At 59.0% G+C, this 16,908-nt stretch carries 18 protein-coding genes; 8 read left to right on the forward strand and 10 right to left on the reverse strand.

Going from position 1 to position 16,908, the window contains the following annotated elements; genetic code table 11:
* Positions 1-8: 8 nt before the first annotated feature.
* Entirely contained in the window at positions 9-938 is a 930-nt protein-coding gene (locus LVW35_RS22475) for a fatty acid desaturase (RefSeq protein ID WP_233892091.1), read from the reverse strand.
* Positions 939-1,238: 300 nt separating this feature from the next.
* Here LVW35_RS22475 and LVW35_RS22480 point away from each other — a divergent pair, with 300 nt between their 5' ends.
* Both LVW35_RS22480 and LVW35_RS22485 read left to right on the forward strand, forming a co-directional pair.
* Entirely contained in the window at positions 1,239-1,676 is a 438-nt protein-coding gene (locus LVW35_RS22480; protein WP_233892092.1) for a GNAT family N-acetyltransferase, read from the forward strand.
* A gap of 59 nt (positions 1,677-1,735) precedes the next feature.
* On the forward strand, positions 1,736-2,554 hold the full coding sequence (locus LVW35_RS22485) for a class I SAM-dependent methyltransferase (protein ID WP_233892093.1): 819 nt from the start codon (positions 1,736-1,738) through the stop codon (positions 2,552-2,554).
* Positions 2,555-2,689: 135 nt separating this feature from the next.
* On the opposite strand, the gene def is transcribed toward LVW35_RS22485, so the two are convergent.
* From def to LVW35_RS22500, 3 genes are all read right to left on the reverse strand, one after another.
* Positions 2,690-3,229 carry a peptide deformylase gene (def, locus tag LVW35_RS22490; protein ID WP_233892094.1) on the reverse strand — a complete coding sequence of 180 codons (540 nt, stop codon included), beginning with the start codon at positions 3,227-3,229 and terminating at the stop codon, positions 2,690-2,692.
* Positions 3,230-3,232: 3 nt separating this feature from the next.
* Positions 3,233-4,183, reverse strand: coding sequence for a YihY/virulence factor BrkB family protein (locus LVW35_RS22495; RefSeq protein ID WP_233892095.1), 951 nt, complete (start codon positions 4,181-4,183; stop codon positions 3,233-3,235).
* A 175-nt stretch (positions 4,184-4,358) separates the two neighbouring features.
* Entirely contained in the window at positions 4,359-4,550 is a 192-nt protein-coding gene (locus LVW35_RS22500) for a CsbD family protein (RefSeq protein ID WP_233892096.1), read from the reverse strand.
* 197 nt (positions 4,551-4,747) lie between these two features.
* Here LVW35_RS22500 and LVW35_RS22505 point away from each other — a divergent pair, with 197 nt between their 5' ends.
* A complete protein-coding gene (locus LVW35_RS22505; RefSeq protein ID WP_233892097.1) occupies positions 4,748-5,125 on the forward strand; it encodes a hypothetical protein in 378 nt (125 codons plus the stop codon).
* Between the two features lie 45 nt (positions 5,126-5,170).
* Here LVW35_RS22505 and fadD1 read toward each other — a convergent pair whose 3' ends face one another.
* Both fadD1 and fadD2 read right to left on the reverse strand, forming a co-directional pair.
* Positions 5,171-6,862 carry a long-chain-fatty-acid--CoA ligase FadD1 gene (fadD1, locus tag LVW35_RS22510; RefSeq protein ID WP_233892098.1) on the reverse strand — a complete coding sequence of 564 codons (1,692 nt, stop codon included), beginning with the start codon at positions 6,860-6,862 and terminating at the stop codon, positions 5,171-5,173.
* A gap of 396 nt (positions 6,863-7,258) precedes the next feature.
* Positions 7,259-8,947 (reverse strand): long-chain-fatty-acid--CoA ligase FadD2, encoded by a 1,689-nt coding sequence (fadD2, locus tag LVW35_RS22515; protein WP_233892099.1) that lies wholly within the window; start codon positions 8,945-8,947, stop codon positions 7,259-7,261.
* Between the two features lie 210 nt (positions 8,948-9,157).
* Here fadD2 and LVW35_RS22520 point away from each other — a divergent pair, with 210 nt between their 5' ends.
* Both LVW35_RS22520 and LVW35_RS22525 read left to right on the forward strand, forming a co-directional pair.
* Positions 9,158-10,102, forward strand: a complete 945-nt coding sequence (locus tag LVW35_RS22520) for an alpha/beta hydrolase (protein ID WP_233892100.1) — start codon at positions 9,158-9,160, stop codon at positions 10,100-10,102.
* A 57-nt stretch (positions 10,103-10,159) separates the two neighbouring features.
* Positions 10,160-10,630: a MaoC family dehydratase gene (locus LVW35_RS22525; RefSeq protein WP_233892101.1), complete on the forward strand. Its 471-nt coding sequence runs from the start codon at positions 10,160-10,162 to the stop codon at positions 10,628-10,630.
* Between the two features lie 124 nt (positions 10,631-10,754).
* Here LVW35_RS22525 and LVW35_RS22530 read toward each other — a convergent pair whose 3' ends face one another.
* A complete protein-coding gene (locus LVW35_RS22530) occupies positions 10,755-11,222 on the reverse strand; it encodes a ferritin-like domain-containing protein (protein WP_003175720.1) in 468 nt (155 codons plus the stop codon).
* Positions 11,223-11,426: 204 nt separating this feature from the next.
* Here LVW35_RS22530 and LVW35_RS22535 point away from each other — a divergent pair, with 204 nt between their 5' ends.
* Both LVW35_RS22535 and LVW35_RS22540 read left to right on the forward strand, forming a co-directional pair.
* Positions 11,427-11,663 carry a DUF3820 family protein gene (locus tag LVW35_RS22535; protein ID WP_010208204.1) on the forward strand — a complete coding sequence of 79 codons (237 nt, stop codon included), beginning with the start codon at positions 11,427-11,429 and terminating at the stop codon, positions 11,661-11,663.
* Positions 11,664-11,674: 11 nt separating this feature from the next.
* Complete coding sequence (locus LVW35_RS22540; protein WP_233892102.1) at positions 11,675-12,850, forward strand: aminotransferase class V-fold PLP-dependent enzyme; 1,176 nt, start codon at positions 11,675-11,677, stop codon at positions 12,848-12,850.
* A 94-nt stretch (positions 12,851-12,944) separates the two neighbouring features.
* On the opposite strand, the gene LVW35_RS22545 is transcribed toward LVW35_RS22540, so the two are convergent.
* Genes LVW35_RS22545 through zwf form a run of 3 tightly spaced genes read right to left on the reverse strand, consistent with a single transcriptional unit; the run spans position 12,945 to position 15,794 of the window.
* Positions 12,945-13,610 (reverse strand): bifunctional 4-hydroxy-2-oxoglutarate aldolase/2-dehydro-3-deoxy-phosphogluconate aldolase, encoded by a 666-nt coding sequence (locus tag LVW35_RS22545; RefSeq protein WP_099585438.1) that lies wholly within the window; start codon positions 13,608-13,610, stop codon positions 12,945-12,947.
* 17 nt (positions 13,611-13,627) lie between these two features.
* Positions 13,628-14,341 carry a 6-phosphogluconolactonase gene (gene pgl, locus LVW35_RS22550; RefSeq protein WP_233892103.1) on the reverse strand — a complete coding sequence of 238 codons (714 nt, stop codon included), beginning with the start codon at positions 14,339-14,341 and terminating at the stop codon, positions 13,628-13,630.
* Positions 14,328-15,794, reverse strand: coding sequence for a glucose-6-phosphate dehydrogenase (gene zwf, locus LVW35_RS22555; protein WP_233892104.1), 1,467 nt, complete (start codon positions 15,792-15,794; stop codon positions 14,328-14,330). Before zwf ends, pgl begins: the two co-directional genes overlap by 14 nt.
* 219 nt (positions 15,795-16,013) lie before the next feature.
* Here zwf and LVW35_RS22560 point away from each other — a divergent pair, with 219 nt between their 5' ends.
* Positions 16,014-16,874, forward strand: coding sequence for a MurR/RpiR family transcriptional regulator (locus LVW35_RS22560; RefSeq protein ID WP_170856097.1), 861 nt, complete (start codon positions 16,014-16,016; stop codon positions 16,872-16,874).
* Positions 16,875-16,908 lie beyond the last annotated feature (34 nt).

Genomic DNA, 16,908 nt, shown 5'->3' on the forward strand with positions numbered 1-16,908 from the left:
GTCATCTCTCACGCAAAAGGGTGCCGGGGGCTGTCGATGGCCTTGAGGCCATGACGACTGATCAACTGGCCGTAGCCCTGCACCAGAAAGCCGCCGCTGCGCGCCACCCATTGTTCGCGGCGGGCATGGTAGACCGTGGGCAGCAAGTACCAGGGCAGCTTCGGCAAGTCGTGGTGCACCAGATGCAAGTTGTTGTTGAGAAACAGCCAGGTCCACGGCCACGACGCTTCGTTGAGCACCGTGCGTTGTTCCGGCTGAGGGTGCGGGCGGTGCTCATAGTAAGAACGGATCGACGCCAGGGACAAGGCCGGCACGCTGACCAGCAGCACGTAATGCCACACCGAGAGCGCGCTGTAGTAAGCGATGAAACTCAGCATCAGTAGGGTGACGACGCCATGGGCCAGCCACATCGGCCACACCTGGGGCAGACGCTGGAGTTGGTGACGGGCCAGTCGGCCTATCGCCAACGGTGCGGCCAGCAGGAAACGACCGAGCACGGTCTTGGTCAACCAATGCACGCCGCGCTCGAACAGCGAGCTGTTGTCCCATTGCTGCTGGTTGAGGTAGCGGCTTTCCGGGTCGATGCCTGGCAGGGTCAGGTCTTCATCGTTGTGGTGCAGCAAGTGGCTGTTGCGGTACAGCGTGTAGGGATACCACACGGCGAAAGGGGCGTAGCCGAGGATTTTATTGAGCAGCAGCGAGCGGGTGGGATGGCCGTGGAGCAATTCGTGTTGCACCGACAGCCACAGCGTCACCAGGGGAACCAGCAACAGGGTACTCATCCACAGGCCCAGCCAGTGGCTGCCGAGGATCACGGCAGACCAGCCGGTATAAACGCCGATCAACAGCAGCCAGGTCGGCCATTCGGTTCTTGCGGTAAAGGTGGTGGCCAGGACTTCGATTTCCCGGCGTTGGGTCACATCAAGATAGTTGGCCATCGGCAGCTCAGAGCAGGTGTTTCCTGCTCTGTGCAATGAGGCGGAAAAATCTTGCAGATCGTTTGGTTCTAAGCTTGTAACTCAGTGACCGAACAGGCCTGTCTCGGATTTCTTGGCTTTTTTGTCGGCGCGTTTTTCGTCCGCGGTTTTCGCCGGTTTTTTCTTCGCGGCTTTCTTTGAATCCATACCTTTGGCCATGATGCGTACTCCACTGACAGGGGATGTAGTAGTGGGTATACCACCTATTGCCCGGCAGAAGGCGTTTATAATCTGCGGCCCTTGATAACCCAGCCTGACACCATGCCCGAATTTCACATCGCACCTCTGGCAGAGCCCTTGTGGCCGCTGCTGAACAAATTTTATCGCAGTCACAATTCATCGATGAAGGCGCTCAAGGGCGGGCGTTTGTGGGTGGCGCGCGAAGGCGAGATCGTAGCCGGGTTGTGCCTGACACCGGTGGTCGGCGGGCAGTGGCTGACCGGGGTGTTTGTCGACCCTGCCTATCGCGGTCAGGGGCTGGCGGTGCAACTGATTGAGGCGGCGGTAGCGGATGCGGAAGGTACGGTGTGGTTGCTGTGTCATCCGGATCTTGAGGGGGTGTACCAGCGCATGGGTTTCACCCAGGACACGGTGCTGCCGCAGTCCCTCAGCGAGCGGTGGGTTCGCTACAAACGTAACAAACCGATGATCGCGATGGGCTTAGATCGTTTAGTGAGGTCGACCTCGGATAATGTGTGATCAGCACCTGCCGGCCTCATGCTAGCCTCGGCGGCACAGTGGCCCTATACAGGATGATCATGAAAACGACGCTTGCAGTTCTCTCCCTCACCGCCCTCCTCACTCCGGCCTTGAGCCAGGCGGCCGATGCACCTGTCACTGCCAAGCAATACCAGAGCGTGCTGGCCGGCAGTTGGCGCGACCCGGCCAACAGCGCCCGCGATGGCTATCGGCATCCGCAACAGACCCTGGAATTCTTTGGTTTGGGCGCCAAGCAGAGGGTGATCGAGATCACACCAGGCGGTGGCTGGTACAGCGAGGTGCTGGCACCGCTGCTCAAGGATCACGGGCATTACATCGCCGCCGTTCAGGCCGCGAGCAGCAGTGCTTACGCGCACACGTCCGAAGCGAACCTGAAGAAGAAATTCGCGGCTGATCCGGCTCGATACGGCAAGGCCGAGGTCGTCGAGTTCGATCCCAAGGCGCCGGTATTCGGCAAACCCGCGTCGGCGGATGCGGTGCTGACGTTCCGCAATGTGCATAACTGGGTGGACGCTGGCACTGCGCCGGCCACGTTCAGTGCGCTCTACAAGGTGTTGAAGCCAGGGGGAGTGCTGGGTGTGGAGGACCATCGCGCCAAGGATGGGGCAGATCTGGAAGCGATCAAGGACAGCGGTTACCTGACCACCGCCCAGGTGGTGAAGCTGGCGACGGATGCCGGGTTCAAGCTGGCGGGACAGAGCGAGGTGAATGCCAACCCGAAGGACACCAAGGATTACCCGGGTGGTGTGTGGACATTGCCGCCGACGCTGAGGTTGGGGGAGCAGGATAAGGCGAAGTATGTGGCGATCGGGGAGTCGGACCGGATGACGTTGCGGTTCGTCAAACCTGGAAAATAACCAAGCTGAACACGAACTCAATGTGGGAGCAGACTTGCTCGCGAATGCGTAGTGTCAGTCAACAGATAGAGGGACTGATATACCGCATTGGCGAGCAAGCCCGCACCCACATTTGGATCCCTGTATTTCCGAGGGTCAGTCGTCGGCGGTGGGATCCATGTCCGGGAACATCACCTCGATAAACCCGAACTTGCTGAAGTCGGTTATCCGCGACGGATACAACCGGCCGATCAAGTGATCACACTCATGTTGCACCACCCGCGCATGAAAGCCCTCGGCCATGCGCATGATCGGCTCGCCCTTGGGATCGAAGCCCTCATAGCGAATCTGCTGGTAACGATCCACCGCACCCCGCAAACCGGGCACGGACAGGCAACCTTCATAGCCCTCTTCCAGTAGCGGGCTCAGTGGCGTAATCAGCGGGTTGATCAGGATGGTCTGCGGCACCGGCGGTGCGTCCGGGTAGCGTTCGCTGGACTCGAAACCGAAGATCACCAGTTGCAGGTCGACACCGATCTGCGGTGCCGCCAGGCCGACGCCCCCCACGTGCTCCATAGTCTGAAACATGTCGTCGATCAATTGCCACAGCTCGGGGCTGTCGAACATTTCCGGCGGGACCGGAGGCGCGATACGCAGCAGGCGCTCGTCGCCCATTTTCAGGATTTCACGGATCATTGATCAGACTTCATCGGTAGTGGGCCTGGAGTGATCCCGGCCGAGGCCTGAGACGTGCTGTTTTTCATCGGTTTGACCGGGCTCGTCGAACTCTTTTTCACCTGGCTCCTTGCCCTCGGCGGACATGTGTTCGATCACCGCATTCATCTCCGCGCCCAGCAACAGCACGGCGGCGGAAATGTAGAAGTACAGGAGCAACACGATGATTGCGCCGATACTGCCATACATGGCGTTGTAGTCGGCAAAGGTTTTGACGTAGTAGCCAAAGCCCAGGGACGCGACGATCCACACCACCACTGCCAGCACCGAGCCTGGGGTGATAAAGCGGAATTTCTGTTCGACATCGGGCATCACGTAGTACATGAGGGCCACGGCGAACATCAGCAAAATCACGATCAACGGCCAGCGCAGGATGGTCCACAGGGTGACCACGAACTCTTGCATGCCGATCTGCCCGGCCAGCCACTCCATCACTTGTGGGCCCAGCACCATCAGCGCGGCCGCGGCCAACAGCATGCCGGCGATGCCGACGGTGTAGAAAATCGACAGCGGGAAGCGCTTCCAGATGGGACGGCCTTCAACCACGTCATACGCGGCATTCATCGCACTCATCATCAGGCGCACGCCGGCCGAGGCCGTCCACAGCGCGATCACGATACCCACCGACAGCAGGCCACCCTTGGATTGCTGCAATTGGTCGATCACTGGGTTGACCTGCTCCAGGGCCTGGGGCGGCAACACCAGTTCCGATTGCAGGCGTAGCCAGGTGAAGAAGTCCGGCAAGTGCAGGAAGCCGATCAGGGCAATCAGGAACAGCAGGAAGGGAAACAGCGAGAACAGCATCTGGTAGGCCAGTGCCGAGGCGTAGGTGGGCATTTCGTCATCGACGAATTCCTTGACGGTGCGCACCAGCACTTTGTGCAGCTTGAGACCATCGAGAACCGGAAAAATCATAGCGTCTCCTTTCGCCGCAAAAAGGTTGAGTTCGTGGGCGACTCAGGGGCCGTTTTCTACATCAAGGTAGCCTATTTGACGACCTTGAAACAATTTCGAACTTTAACCGCATCAGGTGACACAAAAACGGCCATCCGTGGATGGCCGCGTGGCTGCGCATTCGCAGTCAGCCGGGTCAGGCTTTGTCGACGGTTTTCTTTACCGCATCTTTGGCCTTGCCGACGGCTTGCTGCGCTTCGCCTTTCTTTTCCTGAACCTTGCCCTCGGTCTGCAGCTTAGTGTTATCCGTGGCTTTACCCACACCTTGCTTGACGTTGCCGACGGCTTCGTTCGCCAAACCTTTTGCCTTATCCGCTGTGCTGCCCATGGTATTTCTCCTAAGAACAATCAAGGGTTTTTGGTCACTACCTAAAGATTGACCCGAGGCCGTTCAGCAGAGTTTCAATTTTTTAGCCGCGCATTTGATCGAAAGCGGCAGGTTTGGCTTTATGTTTTGCCGTCAACCCACGAGAATGCCGGCACATTCAGGCTATAACGCTGAATAACAGATCTCGTAGGAAGGTTATGAAACTCAATAAAGCACAGGCCATCGCCCGTAGAAACACCGAACTGGGCGGTGCCGTACTCGGCGTCAACAACTGCCACTTCACCGACCTGGACCGCAGACGCAACATCTGGTGGTTCGACCTGCCGGTGGGCCGTATTGCCGTGGGCCAGTACGAGTGGATCCACCTGTTGATGCACAACGCCGAGACTGACCAGTTGCTGCACCTGAAAGTGCCGACGGCGTTTTTGCGTGAGCACATCGAAGGGTTGGTGGTGCGTAATGCGGGCAAGCGCAAGCCAGAGATCACCCTGGAGCTGAGCGCGGATAAGGATTCGTTCTTGAAGGATGTGCGTCCGGCAGGTGCTGGCGTGGGTTTCGCGCAGTTTGCCCTGTAACCCTCTTCAATAAAAAACCCCGCTTCGGCGGGGTTTTTCATGCGGCTACGTTTTAAGACCGAGCTTCTTCAACTCTTCATCGCGCAACTCGCGCCGCAGGATCTTGCCCACGTTGGTGGTCGGCAATGCATCGCGGAACTCCACGGCCTTAGGCACCTTGTAGGCGGTGACATTGGCGCGCATGTGCTCCATCACCTGGTCCTTGGTGAGGGTCGCGCCCGGCTTGACCACGATGAACAGCTTGATGTGTTCTCCGGATTTCTCGTCCGGCACACCGATGGCCGCGCACTGCAACACGCCCGGCAGGCCTGCCAGCACGTCTTCCAGCTCGTTGGGGTATACGTTGAAGCCCGAGACCAGGATCATGTCCTTCTTGCGATCGACGATACGCATGTAGCCGTCCGGCTGGATGATCGCGATGTCACCGGTCTTCAGCCAGCCTTCGCTGTCGAGCATCTCATCGGTGGCGTCCTGGCGCTGCCAGTAGCCCTTCATCACCTGTGGGCCCTTGACACACAGCTCGCCGGTTTCTCCCAGGGCGAGTTCGGTGCCGTCATCGGCAATGACTTTACACACGGTGGACGGTACCGGAATGCCGATGGTGCCGATCTGGATGTGCTGGATCGGGTTCACGGTGGCTACCGGACTGGTTTCGGTCATGCCGTAGCCTTCGCAGATGCCACAGCCGGTCACGGCCTTCCAACGCTCGGCCGCCGCCAATTGCAGGGCCATGCCACCGGACAGCGTGACTTTCAGCGAAGAGAAGTCCAGCTTGCGGAACGCCTCGTTGTTGCACAGCGCTACGAACAGGGTGTTCAGGCCGACAAAGCCGCTGAACTTCCACTTCGACAGTTCCTTGACCATCGCCGGCAGGTCGCGCGGGTTGCTGATCAGGATGTTGTGGTTGCCGATCAGCATCATCGCCATGCAATGAAAGGTGAAGGCATAAATGTGGTACAGCGGCAGCGGGGTGATCAGGATCTCGCAACCTTCGTTGAGGTTAGACCCCATCAGCGCCTTGCACTGCAACATGTTGGCGACCAGGTTGCGGTGGGTGAGCATCGCGCCCTTGGCTACACCGGTGGTGCCGCCGGTGTATTGCAGCACGGCTACATCGCTGCTGGCCGGGCTGGCGTCGTTGACTGGTTGACCGTGCCCCTTGGCCAGTACGTCGTTGAACTTGATCGCCTTGGGCAAGTGATACGCCGGGACCATCTTCTTCACGTACTTGATGACGCTGTTGATCAGCAGGCGCTTGAGCGGCGGCAACAGGTCGGCGACTTCGGTAACGATGACGTGCTTGACGGCGGTCTTGGGCACGACCTTTTCCGCCAGGTGCGCCATGTTGGCCAGGCATACCAAGGCCTTGGCCCCGGAATCATTGAATTGGTGTTCCATTTCCCGCGCGGTGTACAGCGGGTTGGTGTTGACCACGATCAGGCCGGCACGGATGGCGCCGAACACGGCCACCGGGTACTGGAGAACGTTGGGCAGTTGCACGGCGATGCGATCGCCGGGTTTCAAGTCGGTGCGCTGTTGCAGGTAGGCAGCGAAGGCGCCGGACAATTCGTACAACTCACCGTAGGTGATGGTCTTGCCCAGGTTGCTGAAAGCCGGTTTGTTGGCGAAGCGCTGGCAGGACTGCTTCAGTACCGCCTGAATATTCGGATACTCGTCTGGATTGATCTCAGCAGCAATCCCGGCGGGGTACTTATCCTTCCAAAAGTCTTCGTTCATGGAAGCCCACTCCTCAGCGACGTCAGCGACGCGAATTCATCATCGCATTTGATGCGATTATTATTGGTGTATGTTTTTTGGTGAATCTGGCGCTTTCAAGCAGGCCGAGACGTCACAAAGCGCGCCGAGAGTAGCAGCTTTGCCAAAGGTCGCCTAGAGCCAAAGATGGGCCTCGCGGTCATAAACACGACTGTCCTACAATATCTGGTCACGCTTTAAACGTAGCTGAAATTCTCTCTGGAAAGGCCCTGGAATAGGCCTTTCAGGACAAAGCACTACAAATGTGGGAGCGGGCTTGCTCGCGAATGCGGTGTACTGGTCGCTGATTATGTCGACTGATACACCGCATTCGCGAGCAAGCCCGCTCCCACACTTTTATTGCATTTCAATTCAAGGTCAGGCGATATCGCGCAGCTCCCTGCGCAAAATCTTGCCTACTGGCGTCATCGGCAACGATTCGCGCAACACAATGTGCTTAGGCACCTTGTACCCCGTGAAGTTGGTCTTGCAGTACGCCTTCAACTCCTCAAGGCTCACCCCTTCGGCACGCGCCACCACAAACAGCTTCACCGCCTCCCCCGTGCGCTCGTCCGGCACGCCGATCACTGCGCAATTGGCCACGGCCGGGTGCGCCATCACCACGTCTTCGATCTCGTTGGGGTACACGTTGAAGCCCGACACAATGATCAGGTCTTTCTTGCGGTCGACGATGCGCACGAAGCCATCCTCATCGATCACCGCAATATCACCGGTCTTGAGCCAGCCTTCGGCGTCCAGCGCCTCGGCGGTCGCGGCCGGCTGCTGCCAGTAGCCCTTCATCACCTGCGGGCCCTTGATGCACAGCTCGCCGCGTTCGCCCAATGGCAACTCGATGCCCTGGTCATCAATCACCTTCATCGCCGTGGCCGGCACCGGAATGCCCACGGTGCCCAGACGGGATTTGTTGCCGTAGGGGTTGGTGCTGGCCACCGGCGAGGTTTCCGTCAGGCCGTAGCCCTCGCCGATGGCACAACCGGTGATCTGCTGCCAGCGCTCGGCGGTGGCCTTGATCAATGCGGTGCCGCCTGAGTTGGTGAGCTTGAGGTGGGAGAAATCCAGGGACTTGAAGTCAGGATGGTCCATCAATGCCACAAACAGCGTGTTAAGCCCCAGCAGCCCGGTAAAGCGCCACTTTTTCAGTTCCTTGATAAAGCCACCGATATCCCGGGGGTTGGTGATCAGCACGTTGTGGTTGCCCGAGACCATCATGCACATGCAATTCGCCGTGAAGGCATAGATATGGTACAGCGGCAACGGCGCGATCATCACTTCCTGCCCTTCCTTGATCAGCGGGTGGCCGTCCTCTCCGGTCTGGGACATGCAAGCGCGCACCTGCTGCATATTCGCCACCAGGTTGCCGTGGGTGAGCATCGCGCCCTTGGCCAGGCCGGTGGTGCCACCGGTGTATTGCAGCACGGCGATATCGTCCAGCGTCACCGGGTGGCGTGTCACGCCCAGGCCAGCGCCCATGTACAAAGCGCGCTTGAACGACACCGCGCGAGGCAGGCTGTAGGCCGGAACCATCTTCTTGACCTTGTCGACCAGGGTGTTGACCAGCCAACCTTTGGCGGCGGGCATGAAATCGCCCATCTTGGCTTCGATCAGGTAGTCGATCTCGGTATCGCTGCACACTTCCTGCACCCGCGAACCAAACAAGTTGAGGTACACCAGCGCACGCACGCCGGCGTCCTTGAACTGGTGACGCATCTCGCGCGGTGTGTACAGCGGGTTGGTGTTGACCACAATCAACCCGGCGCGCAAGGCGCCGAACACGGCAATCGGGTAATGCAGCACATTGGGCATCTGCACCGCAATGCGATCGCCCGGCTTGAGGTCGGTGTGCTGTTGCAGGTAGCCGGCGAACGCCGCACTCTGGCGCTCAAGCTCGGCGTAAGTCAGGGTGATGCCCATGTTGCTGAATGCCGGACGGTCGGCAAAGGCTTTGCAGGAGCGCTCGAAGACCTCGATCACCGACTTGTAGGCAGAGAGGTCGATGTCATTGGGAACGCCCGCCGCGCGTTTGTCATTCCAGAAATCAGGTTGCATTATTCTTATCCTCTTACCTGAGTGTGTCCGGCCGCTTTCCTACAGCTATAAAAAGCGGAGCTTTGGGGACGTTAGCAGCTATGGCCAAACAGGCAAATACAGGAAGGAGCGTCATTAATTGCGTGAATCTTCCTACAAGGCCTTGCGCTGATCAGACGCTTCCCGTGGGATGAGCTATACACTGCAACGACCCTGAGCAAAGGAAGCGCCATGAACCACAGTACCTTCTGGCTGACCGCGAATGACCGCAGCCGCCTGTACGTCAATCAATGGATGCCCGGCGGCCCGGCCAAGGCCGTCGTGATGTTGTCCCATGGCATGGCCGAGCACAGTGGACGCTACGCACGCTTGGCTGAAGCGCTGTGTGGTGCCGGCTACGGCGTGTATGCGCTGGACCAGCGCGGCCATGGCCGCACTGCCGATGAAGGCACTCTGGGGCTGTACGCCGAGAAGGATGGCTGGAACAAGGTCGTAGGCGACCTGGCTAGCCTTAATCAGCATATCGGCCAGCAACAACCGGGGTTGCCGATCATCTTGCTGGGCCACAGCATGGGCAGTTATATCGCCCAGGCGTACCTGCTGCACCACAGCGCCAGCCTGCATGGCGCGATTCTCAGCGGTTCTAACTTCCAACCGGTGGCGCTCTACCGCGCCGCACGGGTGATCGCGAGGTTCGAGCGCCTGCGCCAGGGCTTGCGCGGGCGCAGTGCGTTGATTGAATTCCTGTCGTTTGGGTCATTCAACAAAGCATTCAAACCCAATCGCACCGCGTTCGACTGGCTCAGCCGTGATCCGAATGAGGTGGATAAGTACATCAACGACCCATTGTGCGGGTTCCGTTGTACCAATCAGCTCTGGATTGACCTGCTCGGCGGCTTGCAGCAGATCAGCAAAGCGTCCAATCTCGCGCAGATCGATCCGGGCCTGCCGATCCTGGTAATGGGCGGTGAATGTGATCCGGTGAGTGAAGGCAAGCGTCTCAACAGCCTGGCAGACGCCTTGCGCGACGCCGGCTGCCAGCACCTGCAACTGACTGTCTACCCGCAGGCGCGTCATGAAGTGTTCAACGAAACCAACCGCGACGCTGTCACTACCGATGTGCTGGCGTGGCTCGACCAGGCGCTGACATTACGCAGGCCGGCCCGCTGCGAATAATTTATCGTTGAAAATCAATCTATTAAATTACCGATTAGCCACAGGATGCACCTTTAGATGACCCAGGTAACCAACACCCCGTACGAAGCCCTCGAAGTCGGGCAAACCGCAAGCTACAGCAAATTGGTGGAAGAGCGCGATATCCAGTTGTTCGCCGCGATGTCCGGTGACCACAACCCTGTGCACCTGGACGCCGAGTACGCCAAGGCCACCCTGTTCAAGGAGCGTATCGCCCATGGCATGTTCAGCGGCGCCCTGATCAGCGCGGCCGTGGCCTGCGAATTGCCTGGGCCGGGCACCATCTACATCGGCCAGCAGATGAGCTTTCAGAAGCCGGTGAAGATTGGTGACACCCTGACCGTGCGCCTGGAAATCCTGGAAAAACTACCGAAATTCCGCGTACGCATCGCCACCCGCGTGTTCAATCAGCGTGATGAGCTGGTGGTGGACGGCGAGGCGGAGATCCTGGCACCGCGTAAACAGCAAGTCGTGACCTTGACCGAGTTGCCGCCGATCAGCATTGGCTGACGTCTGCGCATGACAAATGTGGGAGCGGGCGGGCTGGCGAATGCGGCTTACCAGTCGATGTATCACTGACTGATCTACCGCTTTCGCCAGCACGCCCGCTCCCACATTGGGTACAGCGCAGGGCTTACGACTGAGCGCGAGCCTGGTTACGCAGGGCTTTCACCTGGTCGTGGTTGCGTTGTACGCCGTGGTATTGACGCTCAACCAGGTCACGAATGCCCAGAAGGTTGTGCTTGTTGATCTTCTCGATCGCTTCACGGTAAGCCTTCAGGGCATGGTCTTCACCGCGCTCGGCTTCGTTCAGCACAGCTTCTTCATCTTTACCGGTGACCATCGACTTCACGTCGACCCAGCCACGGTGCAGAGCACCGGCAACGCTACCGGAATCTTCCGGATCACCGCCCAAGGCACGTACGGCGGTTTTCAGTTCAGCGGCGGCAGTGGCGCAGTCGGCGGAACGCTTGGCAAACAAGGCTTTGAGTTCTGGGTGCTTGATGTCTTCAGCGCACTCCTTGAAACCCTTTTGGCCGTCGATGCTGGTCTCGATCAGGTCGTTCAGCACGGAGATCGATTCTTTATTGATGTCAGTCATTTTTCAATTCCTTATACGGGTTAGAAGGGTGTCTTAATGATTGCAGCGCCCGTGCCAGGTTTTAAAAAAACAAATTAACCTTAAATTTCAATTAGTTACGATAAATTGAACCATCTGTATGTATGTTATTTGCATGATCTGTCATTTGGCCTTCATGCAGAATGCCTGTATTTTCCAAGGTCTTGATACAACCCCCGAGCCTTCATGAATCCCGAAAAACTCGAACTGCTGATCACCCGAGAAATGCCCTTCGGCAAATACAAGGGACGCATCATCGCCGACCTCCCCGGTCCCTACCTGAACTGGTTTGCCCGCGAAGGTTTCCCTCACGGAGAACTGGGCGGTCTGCTGGCCCTGATGCAGGAAATCGACAGCAATGGCTTGTCTGAATTGCTCGAACCGCTGCGCGCCAAACACGGCAAACCCGCCCCTCGTCATTAAGAGCCCCGCCTATGCCATGCAACGCAGACAACGAGCTTCACTGGCACACTATCGCCCAGCGCTACGCGCTGGAGCCCGGTCCGATCAACCTGGAAAACGGCTACTTCGGTCGCATGAGCCAGGCGGTACAGGCGCGCTATCTGGAACACGTGGCGTTTATCAACCGCAGCAACTCGTTGCATGTACGCCAGCAGTTCGAGCGTGGTGAAAACGACGCGATCCGCTACCAACTGGCCGGGCTAATCGACGCTGACCCTGCCGCAGTGGCCTTCACCCGCAACGCGACCGAAGCCCTGCAATCGCTGATCCGCAACTACAATCGCCTGCAACCGGGCGATCAGGTGCTGATCAGCGACCTGGAGTACGACACAGTGAAAGGCGCCATGCGTTGGCTGGCGGGCTATCGCGGTGTGGAAGTCATCGAACTGTCCCACACGCACCCGGCAAGTTTCGACAGCCTGGTGCAGACATATCGTGACGCATTCGTGCAGTACCCGCGCTTAAAGCTGATGGCGCTGACCCACGTGACACACCGCACCGGGCTGGTCATGCCGGTGGCTGCGATTGCCCAGGCGGCACGCGAGCATGATATCGACGTGATCCTCGACGGCGCCCATGCCCTGGGCCAGATCGAATTCAACCTCGCCGAACTGGGTATCCAGTTTGCCGGTTTCAACCTGCACAAATGGATCGGCGCCCCGCTGACCCTGGGCTTTCTTTACATCGCCCCGGAACGTCTGGCCGACATCGATCCGGACATGGGCGAGTTCCACTACCCCGCCACCGACGTTCGTGCCCGCACCTCCTACAGCACGCCGAATTTTCCAGCCCTGATGACTTTGCCGTTGGTATTTGAAGAACACCAGCAACTGGGTGGCGCGGCGGCCAAGGGCGCGCGGATGAATTACTTGCGGGACTTGTGGGTAAGCCAGGTACGGACATTGCCGGGGGTGGAGGTGCTGACGCCGGATGATCCACGGCTGTATTGCGGGATTACGGCGTTCAAGTTCATTGGACGGGATCAGCAGGTCATGGTGGATCGATTGCTCAAGGACTACGACCTGTTCACCACCACCCGTGTCGGAGCTTCATTTGGCACCTGTATTCGGGTGACGCCAGGTTTGGTGACCTCCGCAGTTGAGATAGCCGTGCTGGTCAAAGCCATCACCGAGTTGAGCGTCGGCTAGGCGCCTTTTCTGCAGGCAAAAAAAAGCGGTACACCGACCAAGTGCACCGCAAAAATGCCGTCAAGCACAGCAACAACGATTCAGTAAAAGCCGATCAATCCAGCAGCGCCAGCGCCTCGGCGGTGACTTCCTGGATGCGGGCCCAGTCGCCGTTCTTGATCCACTCAGGGTCCAGCATCCAGCTACCGCCCACGCACATCACGTTTTTCAACGCCATGTAGTTTTTGATATTGGCCGGGCCGACGCCGCCGGTCGGGCAGAACTTCACTTCGCCAAACGGGCCGCCCAGGGCCTTGATCGCAGCCACGCCGCCGCTGACTTCAGCCGGGAACAATTTGAAGCGGCGATAGCCCAGGCCATAGCCTTCCATGATGCCCGAGGCATTGCTGATGCCTGGCAGCAGCGGGATCGGGCTGTGCACCGAAGCTTCCAGCAGGTCGCGGGTAATGCCGGGGGTGACGATGAATTGCGAGCCCGCCACTTCGGCTGCTTCGAGCATGTGACGGTCCAGCACGGTGCCGGCACCGGTGCACAGTTCAGGGCGTTGCTCGCGCAGGACCTGAATGGCCTTGAGGCCGAACTCGGAACGCAGGGTCACTTCCAATGCGGTCAACCCCCCGGCTGCCAGGGCATCGGCCAGCGGCAGGATGTCCTGTTCGCGGGCGATGGTGATCACCGGCAGGATCCGCGCCTTGGCGCAGAGGCTGTCGATCAGGGCAACTTTGTCCGCCATGGACACGGTTGGTTGAGGGCTTTTCATAGCGGCTGATCCTTGGCTCATGGGCACCAGTAAATCTCTAATGTAGGTTGCAAAAACGCGCGAATCGGCATGGCAGGGACGTCGTCACTGGCCAGCGCGGCGCTCAAGGTGGTCAGTTTCGAACTGCCGGATATCGACAGCACGATGAAGTTTGCCGTGGCCAGCAACGCGCGACTCATGGTCAGACGTTGGTGTGGCACAGTCGGCGCCAGCATCGGCCAGCAACGGCGGGTACTGTCCAGCTGCAAGGCTTCAGTCAGGTTCGGGCTGTTGGGAAACAGCGACGCGGTGTGGCCGTCGTCGCCCATACCCAGTACCAGCACATCGATGCCCGGCAATTCGCCCAGCAGGCGATCGGCCTGCTCGGCAGCGTCTTCAAGGTTGGCAGCGGCGCTGTAGAGGCTGAGGAACTTGGCCTTGGCCGCCGGGCCCTGCAACAGATGCTGCTTGAGCAAGCCGGCATTGCTGTCGGCATGTTCAACCGGCACCCAGCGTTCGTCGGCCAGAGTGATCGTGACCTTGGACCAGTCCAGGCCTTGCTTGGCCAAGTGCTGGAAAAATGCCACGGGACTACGGCCACCCGACACCACCAGGGTCGCTTCGCCACGGGCACTGATGGCCGTGCGCAGCTGCTCGGCCACGTCATTGGCCAGCCCTTCCGCCAACAGCACCGGCGTGCGATATTCGTGAGGCGTTACGCCCTGCGGCAGTTTCAATTCAGATATCGCCATACCATGACCTCCCATCCCGCGTGATCAGTGCAATGGAGCTCATCGGCCCCCAGGAGCCCGCCGCGTACGGCTTGGGCGCGTCGCCGGATTTTTTCCACCCGGCGATCAACTGGTCACACCACTTCCACGCGGCTTCGATTTCATCTTTGCGAACAAACAGGTTCTGATTGCCGCGCATCACTTCCAGCAACAACCGCTCGTAGGCATCCGGGATTCGGGCGCTGCGGTAGGTGTCGGAAAAATTCAGTTGCAGAGGCCCGCTGCGCAGTTGCATGCCCTTGTCCAGGCCCTGCTCCTTGGTCATCACGCGCAAGGAAATGCCTTCGTCCGGTTGCAGGCGGATGATCAGTTTGTTGCTGATCTGCAAGCGCTGCTCCGGGGCGAAGATGTAGTGGGACGGTTCCTTGAAGTGGATGACGATCTGCGACAGCTTTTGCGGCATGCGCTTGCCCGTGCGCAGGTAGAACGGCACTCCGGCCCAACGCCAGTTACGGATATCGGCACGCAGGGCGACGAAGGTCTCGGTGTCGCTCTGGGTGTTGGAATTCTCTTCTTCCAGGTAACCCGGCACCGGCTTGCCGGCGCTGTAGCCGGCGATGTACTGGCCGCGCACCACCTGGGTGGTCAGGCCGTCCGGGCTGATCGGTGCCAGGGCCTTGAGCACCTTGACCTTCTCGTCACGGATACTGTCGGCTGACAAGTCGGCCGGCGGGTCCATGGCGATCAGACAAAGCAGTTGCAACAGGTGATTCTGGATCATGTCGCGCAACTGGCCGGCCTTATCGAAGTAGCCCCAACGGCCTTCGATACCGACCTGCTCGGCCACGGTGATTTCCACGTGGGAAATGTAATTCTGGTTCCACTGGGTCTCGAACAGGCTATTGGCGAAACGCAGGGCGATCAGGTTCTGGACCGTCTCTTTGCCCAGGTAGTGGTCGATGCGATACGTGCGGTTTTCCGGGAAAAACTGCGCCACGGCGTCGTTGACCTTGCGCGAGGACTCCAGGTCTGAACCGATGGGCTTTTCCAGCACCACGCGGGTATTTTCCGCCAGGCCGACCTTGGAGAGGTTCTCGCAGATCGCGCCGTACACGGCCGCCGGAGTGGCGAAATAGGCGATCAGGCGTTGTTCGGTACCGGCGATTTCGGCCAGGGCCACGTAGTCATCGGCTTTCATGAAGTCGACGTGCACGTAGGTCAGGCGCGCCAGGAAACGCTGGGCGATGATTTCGTCCAGCTCCTTGCCGACGTATTTACGCAATGCTTGTTCGATATGGGCCAGGTGCTGTTGCTCGGAGCCGGCTTCACGGGCCAAGGCCAGGATGCGCGTGTCGTCGTGCAGGAGCCCGGCGCCATCGAGTTGATAGAGGGCAGGAAATAACTTGCGCAGCGCCAGATCACCCAAGGCGCCAAACAGGGCAAAGGTGCAGGGTTCTACGGTTATCGAAGGCATGATGTTTGTTCTTTTATCAAGTTAAGCTACAAATACCTTTTTTCAAGGCATCACTCAAGGAAAAATGTAGTAATAACCACAACATTTTCCCGAAATATGCATTGCGAGTGGTGGTGATCAGCTACCCTCAGTAGGATAGGCCACCGCAAAAGACCACTCATCGATTGGTTGCCACCTTTTATTTGCATCGTCGCCCGAAGGAAAGACTGAATGGACCGCGTGCGAAATCTTCTGGAACAGATCCAGAACCGCCTCGAAGAATTGAACAAGGCTGAGAAAAAAGTCGCCGAGGTCATCCTGCTCAACCCGCAGCAGGCGACCCGCTTCTCCATCGCCGCCCTCGCCCAGGCCGCTTCGGTCAGTGAACCGACGGTAAACCGTTTCTGCCGTTCGTTCGGCGTGAGCGGCTACCCTGAACTGAAATTGCAGCTGGCGCAAAGTCTGGCCAGCGGCGCGGCGTACGTCAGCCGCGCCGTGGAAGCTGATGATAACCCTGAGGCCTACACCCAGAAGATCTTTGGCAGTGCCATCGCATCCCTGGACAGTGCCTGCCAGGCCCTGGACCCGGCGTTGATCAGCAAGGCTGTGGATCTGTTGATTCAGGCACGGCAGATCCACTTCTTCGGCCTGGGCGCTTCGGCGCCGGTGGCCATGGACGCATTGCACAAGTTCTTCCGCTTCAACCTGGCCGTGACGGCCCATGCCGACGTGCTGATGCAGCGCATGATCGCCTCGGTGGCGCATACAGGCGAGTTATTCGTGATCATTTCCTACACCGGGCGTACCCGTGAGCTGGTGGAAGTGGCGCGTATCGCACGAGGGAATGGCGCGTCCGTACTGGGCGTGACAGCCGAGAATTCGCCGCTGGCCAAGGCCAGTACGGTGAGCCTGAATATTCCGCTGCCGGAAGACACCGACATCTACATGCCGATGACCTCGCGGATCATCCAACTGACGGTGCTGGATGTGCTGGCGACCGGCATGACCTTGCGCCGTGGCGTGGATTTCCAGCCGCACTTGCGCAAGATCAAAGAGAGTTTGAATGACAGCCGGTATCCGGTGGGCGACGAATTCAATTAAGGCTGGAGTCTCGACCAGCAATACCGACCCTTTC

The organism is Pseudomonas sp. HN11 (assembly GCF_021390155.1).
Taxonomy (GTDB): Bacteria; Pseudomonadota; Gammaproteobacteria; order Pseudomonadales; family Pseudomonadaceae; genus Aquipseudomonas.

What these genes read in the sequence shown, in the direction of transcription:
- LVW35_RS22475 (WP_233892091.1), bottom strand. Translation starts at nt 938, where the DNA reads ATGGCCAACTATCTTGATGTGACCCAACGCCGGGAAATCGAAGTCCTG.
- LVW35_RS22480 (WP_233892092.1), top strand. Translation starts at nt 1,239, where the DNA reads ATGCCCGAATTTCACATCGCACCTCTGGCAGAGCCCTTGTGGCCGCTG.
- LVW35_RS22485 (WP_233892093.1), top strand. Translation starts at nt 1,736, where the DNA reads ATGAAAACGACGCTTGCAGTTCTCTCCCTCACCGCCCTCCTCACTCCG.
- def (WP_233892094.1), bottom strand. Translation starts at nt 3,229, where the DNA reads ATGATCCGTGAAATCCTGAAAATGGGCGACGAGCGCCTGCTGCGTATC.
- LVW35_RS22495 (WP_233892095.1), bottom strand. Translation starts at nt 4,183, where the DNA reads ATGATTTTTCCGGTTCTCGATGGTCTCAAGCTGCACAAAGTGCTGGTG.
- LVW35_RS22500 (WP_233892096.1), bottom strand. Translation starts at nt 4,550, where the DNA reads ATGGGCAGCACAGCGGATAAGGCAAAAGGTTTGGCGAACGAAGCCGTC.
- LVW35_RS22505 (WP_233892097.1), top strand. Translation starts at nt 4,748, where the DNA reads ATGAAACTCAATAAAGCACAGGCCATCGCCCGTAGAAACACCGAACTG.
- fadD1 (WP_233892098.1), bottom strand. Translation starts at nt 6,862, where the DNA reads ATGAACGAAGACTTTTGGAAGGATAAGTACCCCGCCGGGATTGCTGCT.
- fadD2 (WP_233892099.1), bottom strand. Translation starts at nt 8,947, where the DNA reads ATGCAACCTGATTTCTGGAATGACAAACGCGCGGCGGGCGTTCCCAAT.
- LVW35_RS22520 (WP_233892100.1), top strand. Translation starts at nt 9,158, where the DNA reads ATGAACCACAGTACCTTCTGGCTGACCGCGAATGACCGCAGCCGCCTG.
- LVW35_RS22525 (WP_233892101.1), top strand. Translation starts at nt 10,160, where the DNA reads ATGACCCAGGTAACCAACACCCCGTACGAAGCCCTCGAAGTCGGGCAA.
- LVW35_RS22530 (WP_003175720.1), bottom strand. Translation starts at nt 11,222, where the DNA reads ATGACTGACATCAATAAAGAATCGATCTCCGTGCTGAACGACCTGATC.
- LVW35_RS22535 (WP_010208204.1), top strand. Translation starts at nt 11,427, where the DNA reads ATGAATCCCGAAAAACTCGAACTGCTGATCACCCGAGAAATGCCCTTC.
- LVW35_RS22540 (WP_233892102.1), top strand. Translation starts at nt 11,675, where the DNA reads ATGCCATGCAACGCAGACAACGAGCTTCACTGGCACACTATCGCCCAG.
- LVW35_RS22545 (WP_099585438.1), bottom strand. Translation starts at nt 13,610, where the DNA reads ATGAAAAGCCCTCAACCAACCGTGTCCATGGCGGACAAAGTTGCCCTG.
- pgl (WP_233892103.1), bottom strand. Translation starts at nt 14,341, where the DNA reads ATGGCGATATCTGAATTGAAACTGCCGCAGGGCGTAACGCCTCACGAA.
- zwf (WP_233892104.1), bottom strand. Translation starts at nt 15,794, where the DNA reads ATGCCTTCGATAACCGTAGAACCCTGCACCTTTGCCCTGTTTGGCGCC.